This window comes from Brucella haematophila (assembly GCF_005938105.1).
GTDB lineage: Bacteria > Pseudomonadota > Alphaproteobacteria > Rhizobiales > Rhizobiaceae > Brucella > Brucella haematophila.
This window is the reverse complement of the sequence record NZ_VCPE01000003.1, coordinates 56,430-72,445: the sequence shown is the minus strand read 5'-3', so window position 1 is coordinate 72,445 and position 16,016 is coordinate 56,430. Positions and strand designations below refer to the sequence as shown.

The window sequence follows — 16,016 nt, the reverse complement described above, 5'->3', positions numbered from 1 at the left end:
CAGGGTTCAAATTCACCGTCATTTCATCAGTAGTCCGGCTGCAGTCACGATGCTTTGGGCTATATCCGACATTTTCTTTTTCTCGTTCATGGCAGTCTGCCGCAGTAAGGAAAAAGCATCTTCCTCGGAAAGTCCCCGCATCTTCATGAGAATGCCCTTGGCGCGTTCAACGACTTTCCTTTCCTCCAGCGCGGATTTGGCGTCCGCCAGTTCGCGCTGCAGGCGACTGAAGGCATTGAAGCGACTGACCGCCATATCAAGGATGGGCTTTACCCGCTCCTTCTTCAGTCCGTCCACAATATAGGCGGAAACGCCTGCCTCAACTGCCGCTTCAATGGAAGCGGTGTCGGATCGGTCGACAAACATGGCGATTGGGCGGCTGATTGTACGCGTCAGCTGGAACAGGTGCTCCATCATGTCACGATTGGGGTTTTCGATGTCGATGACAATCACGTCTGGATTGAGTGTTTCAATCATCCGGGCGATGCCATGCATCTCATTGATCACGACTACTTTTCCATGTCCGGCCTCTCGCAATCCTTCCTCGATAATCGAGGAACGAATGGCATTCTCGTCGATAATGAGAATGGTCAGGTCCGCCTGGTTCATGTCGCATTGATGCCGCAGAGCTTCTGCGTTGGCAATAGTTTTATGTCTATTTCGTAATCAATATTGATGTTGACTATTATTTAATCAACGGCGGCTGAATTAATAGCAAAATCGCAAGAAGTGCGATGATCAGGGCTTGAATTCTATTCACCCACTTTTGGGGAAGGGGCTCGCATTATCATGCAAGCCGAAAGGTCCGTGAAGGGTGCAAACGAAAGGCTAGCTGATTGCAGCCTGATACCACCGAGACTTTCGCCCATTGTAGCTGCGCACATATTCCATGTTGGCCAACGGGCTTAAACACTGTCGGAAGTCTAACCATCAAAATCTTGTCTGATTAGATATCGCAATGTTCATGCGGTTCTGAGCGGCGCTCACAAAACTACCGAAGGCGCACGGTCTGGCGCAGCTGCGGGCTACACCAGACCCGATCGTATCAGCCGCGCCGCTTCTCAAAAATCGTTTTCGCCACGGGAAGGGCCGACATGGCGTTGGGCCAGCCAGCATAGAAGGCCAGATGAGTGATGGCTTCGGCTGCCTGCTCCTCGGTGAGCCCGTTATCCATCGCGCGATTGAGATGGTAGGTGATCTGCTCGACCTGGCCGCTGGAGATCAGCGCGGCGACGGTAACGAGGCTGCGGTCACGCGGCGCAAGATCGGGACGCAGCCACAGGTCGCGGAACAGATAGTCCGTCGTGTACTGCACGAGGCCGGGCGCTGTCTTGCCGAACTGGTCTCCGACGCGCGTTGCGCGATCAGCCTCTGCCTTTTCATCCAGTGGAAGGGGCGTGGGCTTGACTGTTGGGAGTTGATCGGCCCCAATACGATGCTTGGCGAAGACTTCGCTCACAGGGCGGATGGCAGTCATCGCTTTACCCCAGCCGGAATAATAGGCCAGATGCGTAATCGTTTCCGAGATTTCGGCTGGCTTCACGCCGTTTTCAAGTGCTTGATCGGCATAATAATTGAGCGCGTCGGCCTCGCCGCGGGCGATGAGCGCCGCGATTGTGACCAAGCTGCGATCGCGCGAGTTAAGACCCGGTCGTTTCCAGACGTCGCCGTAAAGGTGATCCTGTGTGTAATGTTCGAGCGCCGGTGCAACGGACAGGACAGCATCTGACGAGAAGCGGCGGCCTTCGGGATTGGGTTGCTGTGCGTACGCAGTATTTACCATGATGATGGCTCCTATGACTGGTGAGATAAAGCGTTTCATATCGGTTTCCCGGTGCTGGGCTTTGTGATTTTCGGCCTGACAAGGCCGCGGGATCAATTTTGAAGTCGTTCAGTCAACTGCTGTTGGTATTGGGGTAGTTCCGAAGCCGTGACCGCCTGAAACGCCAGCGGCGGCAGGTAAATCATTCCGCAATGCAAGGCGCTTGCCCTCATCGGGGTAAACACGCCCGCCTGCTGCAATCCTTGGATCATCACCGATTGTTCCGGGTATGTATGGGAGGCGATCAGCAGGGTTTTAGTGTCGGTTCTATGGGGCTTCTCGGCCGCCTGCACGGCGCTCGAATTGCGTAAACTGCTGCCAACCGTAGCGGCCAGAGCGAGTTCAGCTTTCAACAAATCGCGTCGATTCATCCGGTACCACCTTTATTGCTCATGCCTTCATTACGAAAGTTAGTGTGGCAACGGGGAGACGGCTACCCTTGGAATGCTGAATGGACCTTTGAGCTGTGCTCATGAAACAGAGGGACGCCGACGAAGGTACTGCCAGGGATGGGCTTTGTTGCATGCTCATCTATGAGAGCCATTCAGCAGTGTTTCGTGCTACAAATGGGCGAAGCGCCTGACAGATCGGCTCCAAGCTTGGCAATCCGGTTGCAAAGCATGGACGCCCGTCAAAGGGACGCGTTCACTTTTCACTGAGCGCCATGATGGGGGATGCGAAACAGGGTAGCGGATATGAGTGGCACTGACGAAAGAATGTAGCATGCAAACAAATCGTGCGGATATCGCCGATCTTACCTATTTTCTGACCATTGCAAGACATCGGAGCTTTAGCCGTGCGGCCATCGAAATCGGTGTAAGCGCGTCCGCCCTGAGCCATGCTCTTAAGGGCTTGGAGAACCGGCTCGGCGTCCGGTTACTCAACCGCACGACCAAGAGTGTCACGCTTACAGCCGCTGGCGAAGCTCTTGCTACCGCCATCGGTGGACCGTTCGAGGTCATCGACACAGCGATGGAGACCTTGAACCGCTTTCGTGATGAGCCGACGGGTCGCATTCGCCTTAACGTCGCCGTTGAGGCCGCCAATTTGTTGCTCGCACCGGTGCTTCCCACATTTGTGGAACGCTACCCGGATATCGAACTCGACATCGTCGCCAGCAATCGCATGGTTGATGTAACGGATGCAGGGTTCGACGCCGGCATTCGATATGGCGGCACGGTCCCAGAGGACATGATTGCCCAACGGCTGTCGTCCGATTTTCAGTGGGTGGTGGCGGCCTCACCTGAATATCTTGATCGGTTTGGCGTACCCGAGCATCCCAACGATTTGCTCCAACACCGTTGTATCAACAACCGGCTCGGCGACGATCGCGTCTACCGATGGGAGTTCGAGCGCGACGGTGAAGAGATGCAGGTTGCCGTCCCAACGTCGATCACTGTCAATCTGGCGGGAACCGGGTTGGTTGCCGTCCTTGGTGGCATAGGTCTCATGTATTTCCCGGAACCACTCGTTGCCCCCTATGTGGCGGACGGCCGACTGCGGCTGGTGCTGCAGGACTGGCGTTCGATGGGCGATGGCTTCTACATATATTATTCGAGCCGACACCAAGTGCCGACAGGGCTGCGATTGCTGATCGACCTTATTCGCGAACTGCGACCGATGGGTTTGTAAAGTCAACGCAAATCAAGAGCGAGATTGGGCGTAAACGATGAAAACATATCTCCACCGAGAGTGAGTTATAATTTCCACGCATCAGGTTCATTGCTGAGTTTGCTCATGACCGCATGAAGAACGACCTCCGGTAGCTCACTGAGCAAGTGAGGCGTATTTTTTGTCACATGCAGGTACTTATCGGTCCACGTATAAGGACGAAAATCACGAGAATCTACCGTAACGGTCTGTATGCAGCCGCTGTTCCCGAACAACGAGCATTCGCGTATGCCCGGTGGGCATCCTCAATTTCAGCCAGGCGCGTACTGCGTGGCATACCTATGTCGGGTCAGGTTATTACCATCACCTCCGGCAAGGACCGCGCGCAACGCTGAGGTGGTCCAATTGAAAAAGCCGATGACGGCGACGTTGTCATTTTAGAGCAAGGGGAGAAGAGCGGGCATGTAGCGGTGCAGGATTCCGCGTTGAGCCAAATCTCACTCCAGGAAATGGTTTGGCCGAAGGCTCTACCAATCTTGCTTTTGTTCGAGTGATAAAGCTTGGGCCAGGCTAATCAGATTCTGACTGGCAATCTGAAGGCCAGATCGGATTGATTAGGACAGTTCTTCGAAAGCGATTATTGTCAGCCGTCTTCAGTCGAGCACTGCGGAATAGGCGTAACGCCAACTGTCCGAGCGTCAGACGTGACAGTTTCTGACCAAATTCGCCGCGCTTTGAAAAATGAGAGTGCAATGTGCATGTGGTTACCACTCCGCCCGATGCACGAACCCAAAATGACGATCTGATGTGGTAGCCATGCATGTAGTCTAATCAACTCCTGGTAGGTCTGTGAACGCATTTTTCAGAAAGGCGACTAATCCGTCAATAAGATCTGATTTCTTGCGAATTTTGGATCGTAAGATCCATACACCAAATTCGATTTTGGGCTCGAAATGCCGAACACAGATATCGTCCGTCGGAAAATCTTGAGCGCTGAGTGCGTCAATGACTGAAACACCAACCTTCTGGCCAACCAGGACCAGGGCTGCATCAGATTGGCCCGTCTCGATCTGAAGATGTCGGATGACGCCGTGATCGGAAAACACCTTATCGATTTGCATCCGCGCACGATCTTGTTTTCCTAGCGATATGAATCTTTCACCTTCAAGATCACCTGCATGGATAACCGCTTTGCCTGTCAGAGGATGGTTGTTCGGAAGAATGCATACCGCTCTCACTTTTTTGATGTGAATGCTTTCGATTTCTTCGCGGTCTGCAGGCAAAAAGCTAACAGCGAGATCCAGTTGCTGTGATGCGATCGCGTCTATCAGGCTTATACTGCGCATGCTTTGAAGCTGGAGCTCAAGATTGGGGCGTTCGGAAACAAAAGAAGCTATCATATGCGGTAAGATTCTTTTTGCCACAGCGGGGAATGAACCCACACTGATGGCCCCCCATTTTTGTTGCCGAAGAGCTTCCGTTACGCGGGAAACCCGATGGAGCCCGTCAAAAATGCGATCCACTTCAATCAGTAAAGCTTCGGCTTCGCGAGTCGGGTGAAGCCTCTTTTTTACACGTTCAAATAAACTGAACCGGCAACTCTGTTCGAGCAAGATGATCTGCTGGCTAATCGCCGGTTGAGATACATTTAACATTTGTGCAGCGCCGCTCACACTCCCGCACGACATGACTGCTCTAAACGCTTCCAGTTGTCTTATATTCATCCGCTTACTCCCCACTCTCCGAAATCTATAATATTAGAGTATCTTATCAAATTGTAAGAAAACAGTATTATCATTTATGGTCTTGAGTTGCTAGATTGCCCTTCAGCTCACTGCCAAATAAAAGGGGATTAGCGCGTGATAAAGAAATCTTTTGCGGTGTTTTGCGGCGCTGCAGCACTCATAACCTTCAGTGCAGTGACGACGTTCGCCGACCAGTTGGACGAAGTGAAGGCCCGGGGCAAAATAATTGTTGGCATCAAAAACGACTACCGCCCGTTTGGTTTTCTTGACAAGGATGCAGTGCTCAAGGGGTATGAAATCGATCTGGCGAAACAGGTCGCAAAGAAGCTCTTGGGTTCGGAAGATGCGCTGGAATTCGTGCCTGTGATCGCCTCAAACCGTATCGAGCTGCTGAATGCTGGTCGTATCGACCTTATCCTTGCAACTCTTGGCCAGAATGCTGAACGCGCCCGAGTCATCGATTTTACAGAGGCCTACTATATGATGGCCGGTATCGAGTTGCTTGGCCCACAGAACATGACAGTCAAGTCGTGGGATGAGGTTAAGGGCAAAAAACTCTGCGGGGTCCAGGGCAATCTTTACAACAAGACATTGACCGAAAAATACGGTGGTGAGACCGTTTTGTTCACTGGAACGGCTGAAATGTTCAAGGCATTTCAAGACGGACGATGCGAGGCAATCGCTTTTGATGGGCCGATCTTGCGCCAGAAAATAGCCGACCCCGAATGGGCTGCGAAATACAAAATCGCGCTTGAAACCTTCAACTACATCCCCATCGCTGGCGGTGTCCGGAAGAATGAAGAAGCTTTCTTGAAGGCCGTCAACGATGGGATATTGTCCGCTGAAGCGAATGGCGTGCTGGTGAATGCTGAGAAAGAATTCTCCATGGGTGAAAGCGATTACGTAAAAAAGCGGGCCGCCGACGCAAAGACTGCGGGTTTTTGATCGTCGGTTACAAAGCTTTCTGCTGACGTTTAATCATTAAGCCGTGGCTCATAGCGAGTGCAAGGCTGCGAAACTTATCGTAAATGCAGGACCAGCATCCATGATGTTTGGATTGGACTTCAACTGGCTAGCTGACCCGCTATATCTTCACTGGTTATTGAAGGGCCTTTGGATCACAATTGCGCTGGCTGTGATGGGTACGGCGGCGATGTTGGTCGTTGGTATAGCGGGCGCGGCAGTCGTCCACTTCAAAGTGCCGTTCCTTTTTCCATTGACTATCGTCCTCGTTGATCTTTTCAGGAATACACCCCCGCTTGTACAGCTGTTCTTCCTTTACTTCATGCTGTCCGATCTAGGTATTACTTTCACCGATCATGCGACCGGCACGCAAGTCCCGTTGTTTTCCGGCTTTGCATGCGTGGTCATATCACTAGCATTGTACAATGGTTCCATAGCCGTTGAGATCATTCGCTCTGGTATTGAGGCTGTGCCTCCTCAGACGGTTGAGGGTGCCAAGGCACTAGGATATTCGCGAGGCGCTATCTTTCGCTTGGTCGAACTGCCGTTGGCTTTGCGCATGACCGTTCCCAACATGACGAGCAATGTTGTGAGCCTGATCAAGACATCGGCGCAAGCTTCACTTGTGGCTGTGACTGACATTATGTTCTACGCGACTCAGATCAGCCTCGAAACCTTCCTGAATCTGGAAGTGATGATCGTGATCTGGATAATCTATCTGGTGATCGCATCCATCGCGACGCTTCTGGCGAAGGCGATTGCGGAGCGCTTTGCGGTACCGGGATTTTCTGGAGGCGTCGAAGTATAATGAAACATTCCAGAAATGCGCTGTTTGGCTTTCTCGGTGTCGTTGTCTTTTTAGTCTTGGTGTTTATCACCACCTATCGCGGCGACAGTGTCAAAGCATTAGCAGTCCTTTTAGATCGGTCTTCGCTGCTGCTTGTTGGAGCCCCAGGCTTTTCAACGGTTAATGGCGGTTTTGCAATCAATCTCCTCGTGAGCTTTGTAGTCATGACTATCGCAACAGTTGCTGGCTTTTTAGTAGGAACGATGATGGTGGCTCAATCGGCAGTAACGCGCAGATGTGCTATTCTGGTGATGAACATCATGAGGAATTCGCCTTGGTTGGTTGTCCTATACGCGATGCTCTATCTTCTGCCGTTTAAGTTTTCGCTGCTCGGACATACGTTCTATCTGTCTCCTTTCTTTAAAGCGGTGATAGGGTTGTCCGTCCCCGTCACGGCCTATATGGCGGAGGTCGTCCGCTCCGGCATACGCTCCATCCCCGATGGCCAGTGGGAATCGGCCCGCGCGCTCGGCTACACTCGTCACCAGATCATGTGCTCGATCATCCTGCCACAGGCCTTACCTGCGATGGTCCCGAATATCATGACCACCTATGCAATGTTGTTCATTGGAACTAGTCTTATAGTCGTCACTGGCACCTCCGACGTCATGTCGATTGGCAAAACGGTGATTGCAGCCGACGGCGACAAGTATGCGACTGCCATCTATCTCTACATTCTGCTCATGTTTTTCGTGTTTGCCTATCCGTTGGCGACATGGAGCCGGGCTTTGGAACGCCGTCTGAGGATGCGACACTGACCATGACCATCAGTATGATCAAACCGATTATTGAAATCTCGAACATCCACAAATCCTATGGAGCGGTGAAAGTACTGAACGGCGTTTCTATGTCAGTCAAACCTGGCAGCGTCGTCTGCATTATTGGCCCATCGGGTTCCGGTAAATCGACGCTTCTGCGATGCATCAATGCGCTTGTTCCGATCGACGAAGGCACAATCCGTGTGGGTGCGTTTCAGGTGGAAAAACTGCGCACCGAAAAAGAGCTGGTGCTGCTTCGACACAAAGTTTCAATGGTGTTTCAACAGTATAATCTATTTCCGCATCGCACAGTTCTGGAAAACGTCGTTATGGCGCCCGTCAAGGTTCTGGGTCAAAACAGTACTGAGGTAAAAAAGCGAGCGTTGGATTTGCTTAGCAAAGTCAAGCTATCTGGCCGCGCGGATTCTTATCCCGGCCAGTTGTCAGGCGGCCAGCAACAGCGTGTGGCAATTGCCCGCGCGCTGGCAATGCAGCCGCAGATCATTCTGTTCGACGAAGTTACGGCGGCGCTTGATCCAGAAATGGTCAAGGAAGTACTGAACGTCATCCGCGATCTGGCCAGCGAGGGCATGACCTGCGTTCTCGTCACTCATGAGATGCGCTTCGCGGAGGAAGTCGCCGACGAAGTTTTCTTCACCGACGGTGGCGTGATCGTCGAGCATGGCCCACCGAAAGAAATGTTCAAAAACCCCAAAGATGAACGCTTCCGCGAATTCCTTTCAAAGGTTCTATGAGGTCTAAACTATGAAGAGATATAAGGTTCTCGTTCCTGATGCGCATCAGCGCGATCTTGAAATCGAAAAAGCCATAACTGGCGACCATTTCGACTATGTCATCTACGATGAGACTGACCCCTCTGCGATCCCTGATGACGAGTGGCGTTCCTGCGATGCGATACTCGTGTGGCACCGTATGCGCATCCAGCCGGAAACCATTGCTAAGCTGGAGAATTGCAAGCATATCGTCCGTGTCGGAGTTGGCTACGACAATGTCAATGTGGCCGCCTGCGGCGATGCTGGCATTCCGGTTTCCAATGTACCGAACTATGGAACTACCGAGGTTGCCGATCATGCGCTTGCTATGATCCTATATCTTGTCCGAGGCCTTGGCAGTTACGAGAAGCGCATGAAAGCTGATCCGGTTGCGGGATTTGTGGCGGAAAATGTTCCTGTGGTGCGACGTATTCGTGGAAGTCGTTTCGCGGCCATCGGGCTTGGCCGCATCGGTACTGCTGTAGCGCGTCGTGCCGCTGCTTTTGACATGAATGTCGCTTATTACGATCCCTATCTGCCGGAAGGCCATGATTTAGGTATAGGTTTTGAGCGTCGCCACTCGCTGAAGGAGCTGCTTGCAGATGCCGATGTAATAAGCATCCACACGCCGCTGAATGACGAAACGCGCAGCATGGTGAACGACGATTTGTTGGCGATGTGCAAAGATGGTGCGGTGTTCGTCAATATTGCTCGTGGAGGACTGGTCGATATCGAGGCACTCGAGCGGGCGCTGCGTAGCGAAAAGCTCGCCGCAGCGGGTCTTGATGTGCTTCCCCAAGAACCACCAGTGAACGAGCCAACGCTACTGACTGCTTGGCGCAATGAAGAAAAATGGTTGGCTGGCCGGTTTATTGTATCTCCACATGCTGCCTTCTATTCCGAGGCTGGTTACGTTGATATGCGTACCTTCTCCGCAGAAATCCTGATGGATTTCTTGTTGAAAGAGAAGATTCGCAACAACGTTAATCCCGGTTGGCAGACCGTAGCTCGCTAACGTTGGAGAACGACAATGGCATTCATTCGTATAAACCAGTCATTTCATCCGCTCAGCGACGACGTTCTCAACGCGTGGAAGGAGATACCACCTGCGGTCGCGTCGGATTGCATGAATCGCACGCAATCACTTGGAGCAGCATTGAAGCCGATTACGCCGGGTCTAACCATCTGCGGGCAGGCACGGACAGCCGAAGTGATGGTCGGCGATTGTGCCAGTATTTGCGAGTTGATCAGTACTGCGCGGCCAGGCGAAGTCATCGTTGTTGACGCTGGTGGCTTTGAAGACACCGCAGTTTGGGGCGGCATCATGGCGACGGAAGCTACTCATCGTTGTATTGGTGGCGCTGTTGTTTACGGGGCAATACGTGACGTCGCCGAGATCCGTCAGCTTGGTTTCGCGATGTTCTGCAAGTCTATTGTACCGAAGGGACCCCATCACGGGTTTGGTGGGGTCATTGACGGAAGTATCGCCATTAATGGTGCCACAATCCGTCCAGGCGATTTGGTTCTAGGCAACGATGATGGGGTAGTCGTTATCCCCCTGGAGCGGACAAGTGAAATTCTCGCTGCGGCTCAAGCGCATCTGAAAAAGGAAGCTATCTATATCGATGGAATCCGCAATGGCCATACAATTATGGATATGTATCAGATGACACCCTCCAAAGTCTTGGAGCCTCACTCGTTATAATGGACGAACGAACATGCCGGCTTCTATAAGGTCGGCTTGTTCACGCTTAATATTCCCTCAGATGGAACTCATTTGAGCATAAATTCGGAAATTAACGTTAAGACGTCAGAAGGCTGCACTAGCTACTCGCAAACACGGGCCTTTTTCAATTCGGCTTGAAGAAAGAGTGTGTCTTTCACATCGGTTATAAATAGTCCACTACTTCAGCTTTCGCTGTCTTTTTCATAGCTGAACGCCAAACCGCTGGCAGCGCCGTTGGGTGACTGTCTGGCTAACAGGATAAAGGGAGAACTTTCTTTTCATTAAATAGTCGATCTAACATTTCAATATCTCGCTGCTGGACGGATGTCCGCGTTGCCGGCCCGCATAGCCATCGCGGCCGCACAAGCGAATGTTGATAAACAGACTTTGTTGTCCCTCAGTCAGGCCAAGCCAACGCCGACGAACTGCTCTTTCCCGGCCGCATAAGCGCATATTCTGGCCGTGTATCCGCCAACGGGCAGTGTCGCAAAGTTTTGAGCAGGATAGAAGCGCTCTTATCTCTGGACGCACTTATGCTGCGAGTTGCGCGAATGTCTGAAATGGTGAGCGGTTGGCATTTGCGAATTGGTTCTTGCGGATCATGTGTGCCACTTCGATGCCTTCGAGGGTGGCCGATGCGGAATGGAACGCTTTGAACCCCATCATTGGTTTGGTGATCCGTTTGATAAAGCGATGATCCTGTTCAAGGATATTATTGAGATACTTGATCTGCCGGATTTCAATCATGGCGCTCGTGCCTGTGAATTTCAGGATCGCGTTGACGGCCTGCAACCCGGCCAGATTGGCACCGCTCTTGTCAATGACAATCTTCTCAGGAACGCCGTTGGTAGTGATGGCTTTCTTGAAAAATCTGCGTGCCGCTGCCAAATCCCGACGCTCAGATAGCATGAAATCAAGTGTTTGGCCATCGCGGTCAACGGCTCGGTACAGATAGGTCCATTGACCACGAACCTTGATATAAGTTTCATCAACACGCCAGGAGCGGGCTGTGGGGCGCTTGTGCATCTGAGCTTGTGCTGCGATCTGCGGTGAGTAGCGAACAACCCACCGGTTCAAAGTTGCATGATCGACGGATACACCCCGTTCGGCCAGAATTTCCTGAAGGTCGCGATAGGAAATCGGATAGCGCACGTAAAAGAAAACTGCATGCAGGATGACACTTTTGGGAAAATGCGTCCCTTTGAAATCAACTGTCATTCGCATCCGCCTCACTCAGTTATACGCACCGTCGTTCACATAGCTCAGAAGAAGTGAAAATTTTGCGACACAGCCAAACGTGCCTCGCCGCGATCAAAGAACGGTCCGTTGCACAGTCAGGAGACAAGATACGCTTCACTTTCGATCCAGCACTGGCGCATTTTTTCAACCCCGCATCCGGACAACGGCTTTGATATGATCCGGTCTGAAGCCGTACTACCAAGAATTGGGCTCGGCACAGCGGCAATTGCTGGGCTCTTCAAACCCGTCAGCGCCGAAGAGGCGATAGACACTCTGCAAGCGGCGTGGGAAAATGGAGTCCGCTATTTCGACACAGCACCACACTATGGTCAGGGCAGGGCGGAGCGAAGACTGGGCGATTTCCTGCGTGACAAGCCGATAGGAAGCTATGTCCTGTCGACGAAGGTTGGCCGTCTATTACGACCCGCGAGCCAGTATCGTACGGAACTGAACATGTTTCAGCTTCCTCTGCCGTTCGATCAGCACTTCGACTATTCCTACGATGGCGTCATGCGGTCGGTGCAAGATAGTTATCAACGACTTGGCCTCAATCGCCTGGACGTGCTCTTCATTCATGATATCGGAACGCGGACACATGGGCCAAACAATGAAGCCTATGTCAGGCAATTGCATGAAGGCGGATGGCGCGCGCTCGACGAATTAAGGAGGACCGGCGTCGTCTCCGCCATTGGGCTGGGTGTGAACGAGGTTGAGATTTGCGAGGCTCTGCTCGACGACTTCGACCTCGATTGCATCCTGCTTGCAGGTCGGTATACGATGCTCGATAGGTCTGCGGAGCGTGCTTTGCTCGACCGTTGCGCCCAAAAAGGAGTGAAGCTTGTAATCGGAGGCGTCTTCAATTCCGGAATTCTTGCCACGGGTCCTCGACCGGGAGCGCATTGGGACTACGGCGAAGCGCCGGAACCTGTGCTCCGCAAGGTGGCGATGATGCAAGATATCTGCTGGCAGGCGGGCACGACCCTTGCCGAGGCCGCCTTGAACTTTCCGTTCAGACATCAAAATGTAGAAACCGTATTGCTTGGCAATTCAGACCCGACTCTGCTGAAACGAAACCTCACAGCTCTGCAGCATTTTGCGGTCGATGAGCACTTTTGGATTGAGATCGATAGAGTGGCTAGCAGTTAGCCGGGATATGTTGCAAACGTTTCGTCAACGAGCACTGATATAGGGTTTCCAGCTCTCAAGAGGCTGGACTATTCGATGTTAGAAGGTCGCCATTTCGATAAGTCCGTCATCCTTCTGTGTGTTCGATGGTACCGGACTTACAATCTGAGCTTATGCAATCTTAAAGAAATGAAGGCCGAGCGCGGCATAACGGTGGACCATTCCACGGTGCACCGCAGGGTTCTGCATTTCAGCTCCATCCTGCTTGAGCGCTACAATCGGAAGAAGCGTCCGGTCACACGCAAATGGAAACTGGATGAGACCTATGTGAGGGTCAAAGGTGAGTGGCTTTATCTGTACCGTGCCATCGGCAGCAATAACGTCGAGTTTCTGTTCAGCTGAGACCGGGACCTGAAGGCTGCCCAACGCTTTGTCCGCAAGGCTCTGGCCCAACAGGGCAGGCCAGAGAAGATTACTATCGGCAGCAGTCAGACCAATCGAATGGCCATTATGCAGTGTGATGCCGAGAGCCGGTTGCGACAGGATGGAAGGTCCCACACGATCCGCTCCATTAAATACCTGAACAACGCCATCGAACAGGATCATCGCCGTGTCAAACGACCGATACGATGCGTGCTCGGCTTCAAGTCCGAAGCTGCCCCCAGCATCACTCTGGCTGGTATTGCTCTCGTTCACATGATGCGAAAGCTGCAAGGCAATCTCGATCAACCGCACCGCTTTCACTCAAACAACAATTCACAACACTTGTAGCATAGTTGCGTCCAGCGGCCGGCCACGCTTTGCCCCAACGTAATTTTTGCAACCGAGCCCTTCTATTTCACGACTATGTGATACCTCTTGGTTTGACAGAATATCACGCAATAGATTAACTTGTTAATTAAAAAATGAACCGCACAAGAAGCATCTCATTCGCCATAAAACAACGAACAGTCTTTGTCCGTTCAACTATGAGGATATCTGATGAGACGCCGTTCCTTTTTATTAGCGGGCGCAGCAACCGTTACATCTCTTGCACTGGCAGATACAAAATCCGCCCATGCGCAGACACAGGCTTTGGACACGGTCGTAATTGATCAGCCCCCTTCGAGCTCGGATGCGCGCTATTCCATTCCGATCACAAGCGACGATTCATCGGGGCCGTACTATCCGTTGTCATTTCTCGATGATGATCGGATGGATCTGACAAGGGGCCATCCGGGCCTCTGGATGAAGCCCGAAGGACGGCCCTTCGTTTTGAGAGGACGCTTGCTTGATAGCCGTGGCAATGGCGCAGATGGAGCCATAATGGAATTCTGGCAAGCGAATGCGGCTGGCTTCACGCGCCGCGCTGATAATTCAGATGACCCCAATGCTGACCCGTGGTTTGAAGGGAATGCGCGTTGTTTCACACCAAAAGATGGCAGTTTCACTTTGCGCAGTGTCCGCCCCGGATCGACACAGACACTGGAAAAGGGATTGGTGCGCGCGCCTCATCTGACGCTGACAATCTTTTCAAATGGTTTCAACCGGCTTGTTACGCAAATTTATTTCAATGACGCACCCGAGAATAAGAATGATCCGTTATTGATGTCACTACCTAAACAAGACCAGGCGCGTCTTCTTGCGCAGCGAACAGAAGAAGTGGAGGATGGAGCCCAGGTATATACTCTTGAACTTAGTCTCTCCGGCGATAACGAAGCACCGTTTTTCGATGATCTTTTGAGTTAAGGAGCATACGATGAGCAGCCAATTCGGACGTACTCTTCCTGTTGTTTTGACGAACACCGGATCGGAAAGGCGAACACCCACGAAACCTTTGCGGCTAATTCCACCGGAGGTTAGAAGTTCTTTTGTTCCATATCTTTCCATACTGCCGCCTCTACGTGTTGGCGAAAACGATCTTACACGGATCGCGCCTGGCCGACCGCGTGCGGACGGAGATGCTGTTGAGCTATCGGGGCGCCTCGTCGACAGTAACGGCCGACCGCTGGCAGGAGTTCTTGTCGAAATATGGAATGCAAACAAGTATGGCCGGTATGGCCATGTGCTCGATTCATCCATGCATAAACCGGACCCAAATTTCCTGGGGCTGGGGCGTACGATTACCGATGAAGCCGGGAACTACCGTTTTCTGACTATTCGACCAGGCTCCTATCTCGCACGTCCGGACATTGGGCGCTGGCGTCCTGCGCATATTCATTTCTCCATTCGTGGTGGTGGCTCCAGAATGATCACCCAGATGTACTTTGCGGGCGATCCCTACAATCTCACTGATCAGCAAGCCTTATTCATGGGGGACGATTTTGATCGTAATGTTGGCAAACAGTATCAGACTGCAGCCGACGATACGGTTCATGGATATCGATTCGATATCGCAATTGGCGGGAGGAACGCAGTATTCTTTGAATAGAAAGCGCTTGCTGCTTTCATTTACAATGCGGGCCGAGAAACAGCATTCGCTAGGCGGTAATCAGATCAAACTTAGGAACAGAGAAATATCTATCCCACCTGTTCCTTATTTTTGAACCGCAGTAAAGGAACATAGCCATGAAAGCGATCAGTAGAAAAGCATGTGTTGTTGCCCTGTTCATTTCTACAGGCAGCTCGGCTATGGCTGCAAGCCGCGTCGAGATCGTAACAAATGGCGACGTGAGCATCGAGACGGTCGTTGACGGCAATGGTCCGGCGGTGGTCATTCTTCCATCATTGGGACGTGATGGTTATGAAGATTATAATGCGGCGGCTGAACTTCTAGCGCGTGATGGCTTTAAGGTTTTGCGGCCACAACCACGAGGGATTGGCAAGTCAAAAGGCCCCATGAATGGGGTAACATACTATGATTTGGCTCAAGATATTACGGCTGTCATCGATAAGCTCGGAGACCGGCAGGCTATCATGGTTGGACATGCTTATGGTCAATTCATATCCCGCATTCTGGCTGCGAGATATCCCGAACGCATTCGAGGCGTCGTCATAGCGGCGGGGGCAGCAAGTGATACACGCGACCGCTTTCCGTTAGTCTGGCGTGCGCCGAGATATGCTGCCAATCCGGCAATTGCTGATGAGGACCGGCTTGCTTCTCTGAAAGGAGCCTTTTTCTCAAATGGCAATAATGCCGCTTCATGGTTGCAAGGCTGGTATCCAGATGTGTCCAAAATGGAGGTCGCTGCTTCTGTGCCACGAGAGAGCTGGTGGGGCGCGGGCAACGCTCCGCTGCTGGAACTCATTCCGGAAGATGATCCCTTTAAACCGAAGGACCGTTGGAAGGAAATGCGCCGCGAATTCGGTGAGCGTGTTACCACGGTCATCATTCCAGATGCTTCGCACGCTCTTTTCCCAGAACAGCCAGAAGCGATTGCAGAGGCAATTTCTAGCTGGTCAAAGAAGCTCTATCGTTAGCATTGCTC

16 protein-coding genes and 1 pseudogene are annotated in these 16,016 nt (G+C 52.1%); 12 read left to right on the top strand and 5 right to left on the bottom strand.

Annotated features, from left to right (window positions below):
• Positions 1-18 precede the first annotated feature (18 nt).
• The 3 genes from FGI60_RS05670 to FGI60_RS05660 all read right to left on the bottom strand — a co-directional run bounded on the left by FGI60_RS05670 (position 19) and on the right by FGI60_RS05660 (position 2,193).
• Complete coding sequence (locus FGI60_RS05670; RefSeq protein ID WP_078341064.1) at positions 19-609, bottom strand: ANTAR domain-containing response regulator; 591 nt, start codon at positions 607-609, stop codon at positions 19-21.
• 436 nt (positions 610-1,045) lie between these two features.
• Entirely contained in the window at positions 1,046-1,822 is a 777-nt protein-coding gene (locus tag FGI60_RS05665; protein WP_138784301.1) for a carboxymuconolactone decarboxylase family protein, read from the bottom strand.
• 53 nt (positions 1,823-1,875) lie between these two features.
• On the bottom strand, positions 1,876-2,193 hold the full coding sequence (locus FGI60_RS05660; RefSeq protein ID WP_138784300.1) for a hypothetical protein: 318 nt from the start codon (positions 2,191-2,193) through the stop codon (positions 1,876-1,878).
• 352 nt (positions 2,194-2,545) lie between these two features.
• On the opposite strand from FGI60_RS05660, the gene FGI60_RS05655 reads away from it, so the two are divergent.
• Positions 2,546-3,454, top strand: coding sequence for a LysR family transcriptional regulator (locus tag FGI60_RS05655; protein WP_138784299.1), 909 nt, complete (start codon positions 2,546-2,548; stop codon positions 3,452-3,454).
• Between the two features lie 806 nt (positions 3,455-4,260).
• Here FGI60_RS05655 and FGI60_RS05650 read toward each other — a convergent pair.
• Positions 4,261-5,157, bottom strand: coding sequence for a LysR substrate-binding domain-containing protein (locus FGI60_RS05650; protein ID WP_113534390.1), 897 nt, complete (start codon positions 5,155-5,157; stop codon positions 4,261-4,263).
• A gap of 135 nt (positions 5,158-5,292) precedes the next feature.
• Between FGI60_RS05650 and FGI60_RS05645 the strand changes: the two genes are divergently transcribed.
• From FGI60_RS05645 to FGI60_RS05620, 6 genes are all read left to right on the top strand, one after another.
• Complete coding sequence (locus FGI60_RS05645) at positions 5,293-6,123, top strand: transporter substrate-binding domain-containing protein (protein WP_113534391.1); 831 nt, start codon at positions 5,293-5,295, stop codon at positions 6,121-6,123.
• Positions 6,124-6,223: 100 nt separating this feature from the next.
• Positions 6,224-6,949, top strand: a complete 726-nt coding sequence (locus FGI60_RS05640) for an amino acid ABC transporter permease (protein WP_210238410.1) — start codon at positions 6,224-6,226, stop codon at positions 6,947-6,949.
• Complete coding sequence (locus FGI60_RS05635; protein WP_138784298.1) at positions 6,949-7,746, top strand: amino acid ABC transporter permease; 798 nt, start codon at positions 6,949-6,951, stop codon at positions 7,744-7,746. The genes FGI60_RS05640 and FGI60_RS05635 overlap by 1 nt, the downstream gene beginning before the upstream one ends.
• A gap of 2 nt (positions 7,747-7,748) precedes the next feature.
• The gene (locus FGI60_RS05630; protein WP_113534393.1) at positions 7,749-8,501 is read left to right on the top strand and encodes an amino acid ABC transporter ATP-binding protein; all 753 of its coding nucleotides are present in this window, start codon (positions 7,749-7,751) and stop codon (positions 8,499-8,501) included.
• Positions 8,502-8,511: 10 nt separating this feature from the next.
• Entirely contained in the window at positions 8,512-9,534 is a 1,023-nt protein-coding gene (locus FGI60_RS05625) for a C-terminal binding protein (RefSeq protein ID WP_138784297.1), read from the top strand.
• Positions 9,535-9,549: 15 nt separating this feature from the next.
• Complete coding sequence (locus tag FGI60_RS05620; RefSeq protein WP_113534395.1) at positions 9,550-10,224, top strand: RraA family protein; 675 nt, start codon at positions 9,550-9,552, stop codon at positions 10,222-10,224.
• Between the two features lie 552 nt (positions 10,225-10,776).
• On the opposite strand, the gene FGI60_RS05615 is transcribed toward FGI60_RS05620, so the two are convergent.
• Positions 10,777-11,463: an IS6 family transposase gene (locus FGI60_RS05615; protein ID WP_138784296.1), complete on the bottom strand. Its 687-nt coding sequence runs from the start codon at positions 11,461-11,463 to the stop codon at positions 10,777-10,779.
• Between the two features lie 108 nt (positions 11,464-11,571).
• Between FGI60_RS05615 and FGI60_RS05610 the strand changes: the two genes are divergently transcribed.
• The 5 genes and pseudogenes from FGI60_RS05610 (at position 11,572) to FGI60_RS05590 (ending at position 16,008) form a co-directional block, all read left to right on the top strand.
• Entirely contained in the window at positions 11,572-12,630 is a 1,059-nt protein-coding gene (locus FGI60_RS05610) for an aldo/keto reductase (RefSeq protein WP_235889744.1), read from the top strand.
• 75 nt (positions 12,631-12,705) lie between these two features.
• A pseudogene (locus FGI60_RS05605) lies at positions 12,706-13,385 on the top strand (IS6 family transposase).
• A gap of 205 nt (positions 13,386-13,590) precedes the next feature.
• Positions 13,591-14,337: a dioxygenase family protein gene (locus tag FGI60_RS05600; protein WP_138784295.1), complete on the top strand. Its 747-nt coding sequence runs from the start codon at positions 13,591-13,593 to the stop codon at positions 14,335-14,337.
• Positions 14,338-14,347: 10 nt separating this feature from the next.
• Complete coding sequence (locus FGI60_RS05595) at positions 14,348-15,019, top strand: dioxygenase family protein (RefSeq protein ID WP_138784294.1); 672 nt, start codon at positions 14,348-14,350, stop codon at positions 15,017-15,019.
• Between the two features lie 137 nt (positions 15,020-15,156).
• On the top strand, positions 15,157-16,008 hold the full coding sequence (locus tag FGI60_RS05590) for an alpha/beta fold hydrolase (protein WP_138784293.1): 852 nt from the start codon (positions 15,157-15,159) through the stop codon (positions 16,006-16,008).
• Positions 16,009-16,016 lie beyond the last annotated feature (8 nt).

Coding starts and splice junctions, on each gene's coding strand:
- FGI60_RS05670 (WP_078341064.1), bottom strand. CDS start 609: ATGAACCAGGCGGACCTGACCATTCTCATTATCGACGAGAATGCCATT.
- FGI60_RS05665 (WP_138784301.1), bottom strand. CDS start 1,822: ATGAAACGCTTTATCTCACCAGTCATAGGAGCCATCATCATGGTAAAT.
- FGI60_RS05660 (WP_138784300.1), bottom strand. CDS start 2,193: ATGAATCGACGCGATTTGTTGAAAGCTGAACTCGCTCTGGCCGCTACG.
- FGI60_RS05655 (WP_138784299.1), top strand. CDS start 2,546: ATGCAAACAAATCGTGCGGATATCGCCGATCTTACCTATTTTCTGACC.
- FGI60_RS05650 (WP_113534390.1), bottom strand. CDS start 5,157: ATGAATATAAGACAACTGGAAGCGTTTAGAGCAGTCATGTCGTGCGGG.
- FGI60_RS05640 (WP_210238410.1), top strand. CDS start 6,224: ATGATGTTTGGATTGGACTTCAACTGGCTAGCTGACCCGCTATATCTT.
- FGI60_RS05635 (WP_138784298.1), top strand. CDS start 6,949: ATGAAACATTCCAGAAATGCGCTGTTTGGCTTTCTCGGTGTCGTTGTC.
- FGI60_RS05630 (WP_113534393.1), top strand. CDS start 7,749: ATGACCATCAGTATGATCAAACCGATTATTGAAATCTCGAACATCCAC.
- FGI60_RS05625 (WP_138784297.1), top strand. CDS start 8,512: ATGAAGAGATATAAGGTTCTCGTTCCTGATGCGCATCAGCGCGATCTT.
- FGI60_RS05620 (WP_113534395.1), top strand. CDS start 9,550: ATGGCATTCATTCGTATAAACCAGTCATTTCATCCGCTCAGCGACGAC.
- FGI60_RS05615 (WP_138784296.1), bottom strand. CDS start 11,463: ATGACAGTTGATTTCAAAGGGACGCATTTTCCCAAAAGTGTCATCCTG.
- FGI60_RS05600 (WP_138784295.1), top strand. CDS start 13,591: ATGAGACGCCGTTCCTTTTTATTAGCGGGCGCAGCAACCGTTACATCT.
- FGI60_RS05595 (WP_138784294.1), top strand. CDS start 14,348: ATGAGCAGCCAATTCGGACGTACTCTTCCTGTTGTTTTGACGAACACC.
- FGI60_RS05590 (WP_138784293.1), top strand. CDS start 15,157: ATGAAAGCGATCAGTAGAAAAGCATGTGTTGTTGCCCTGTTCATTTCT.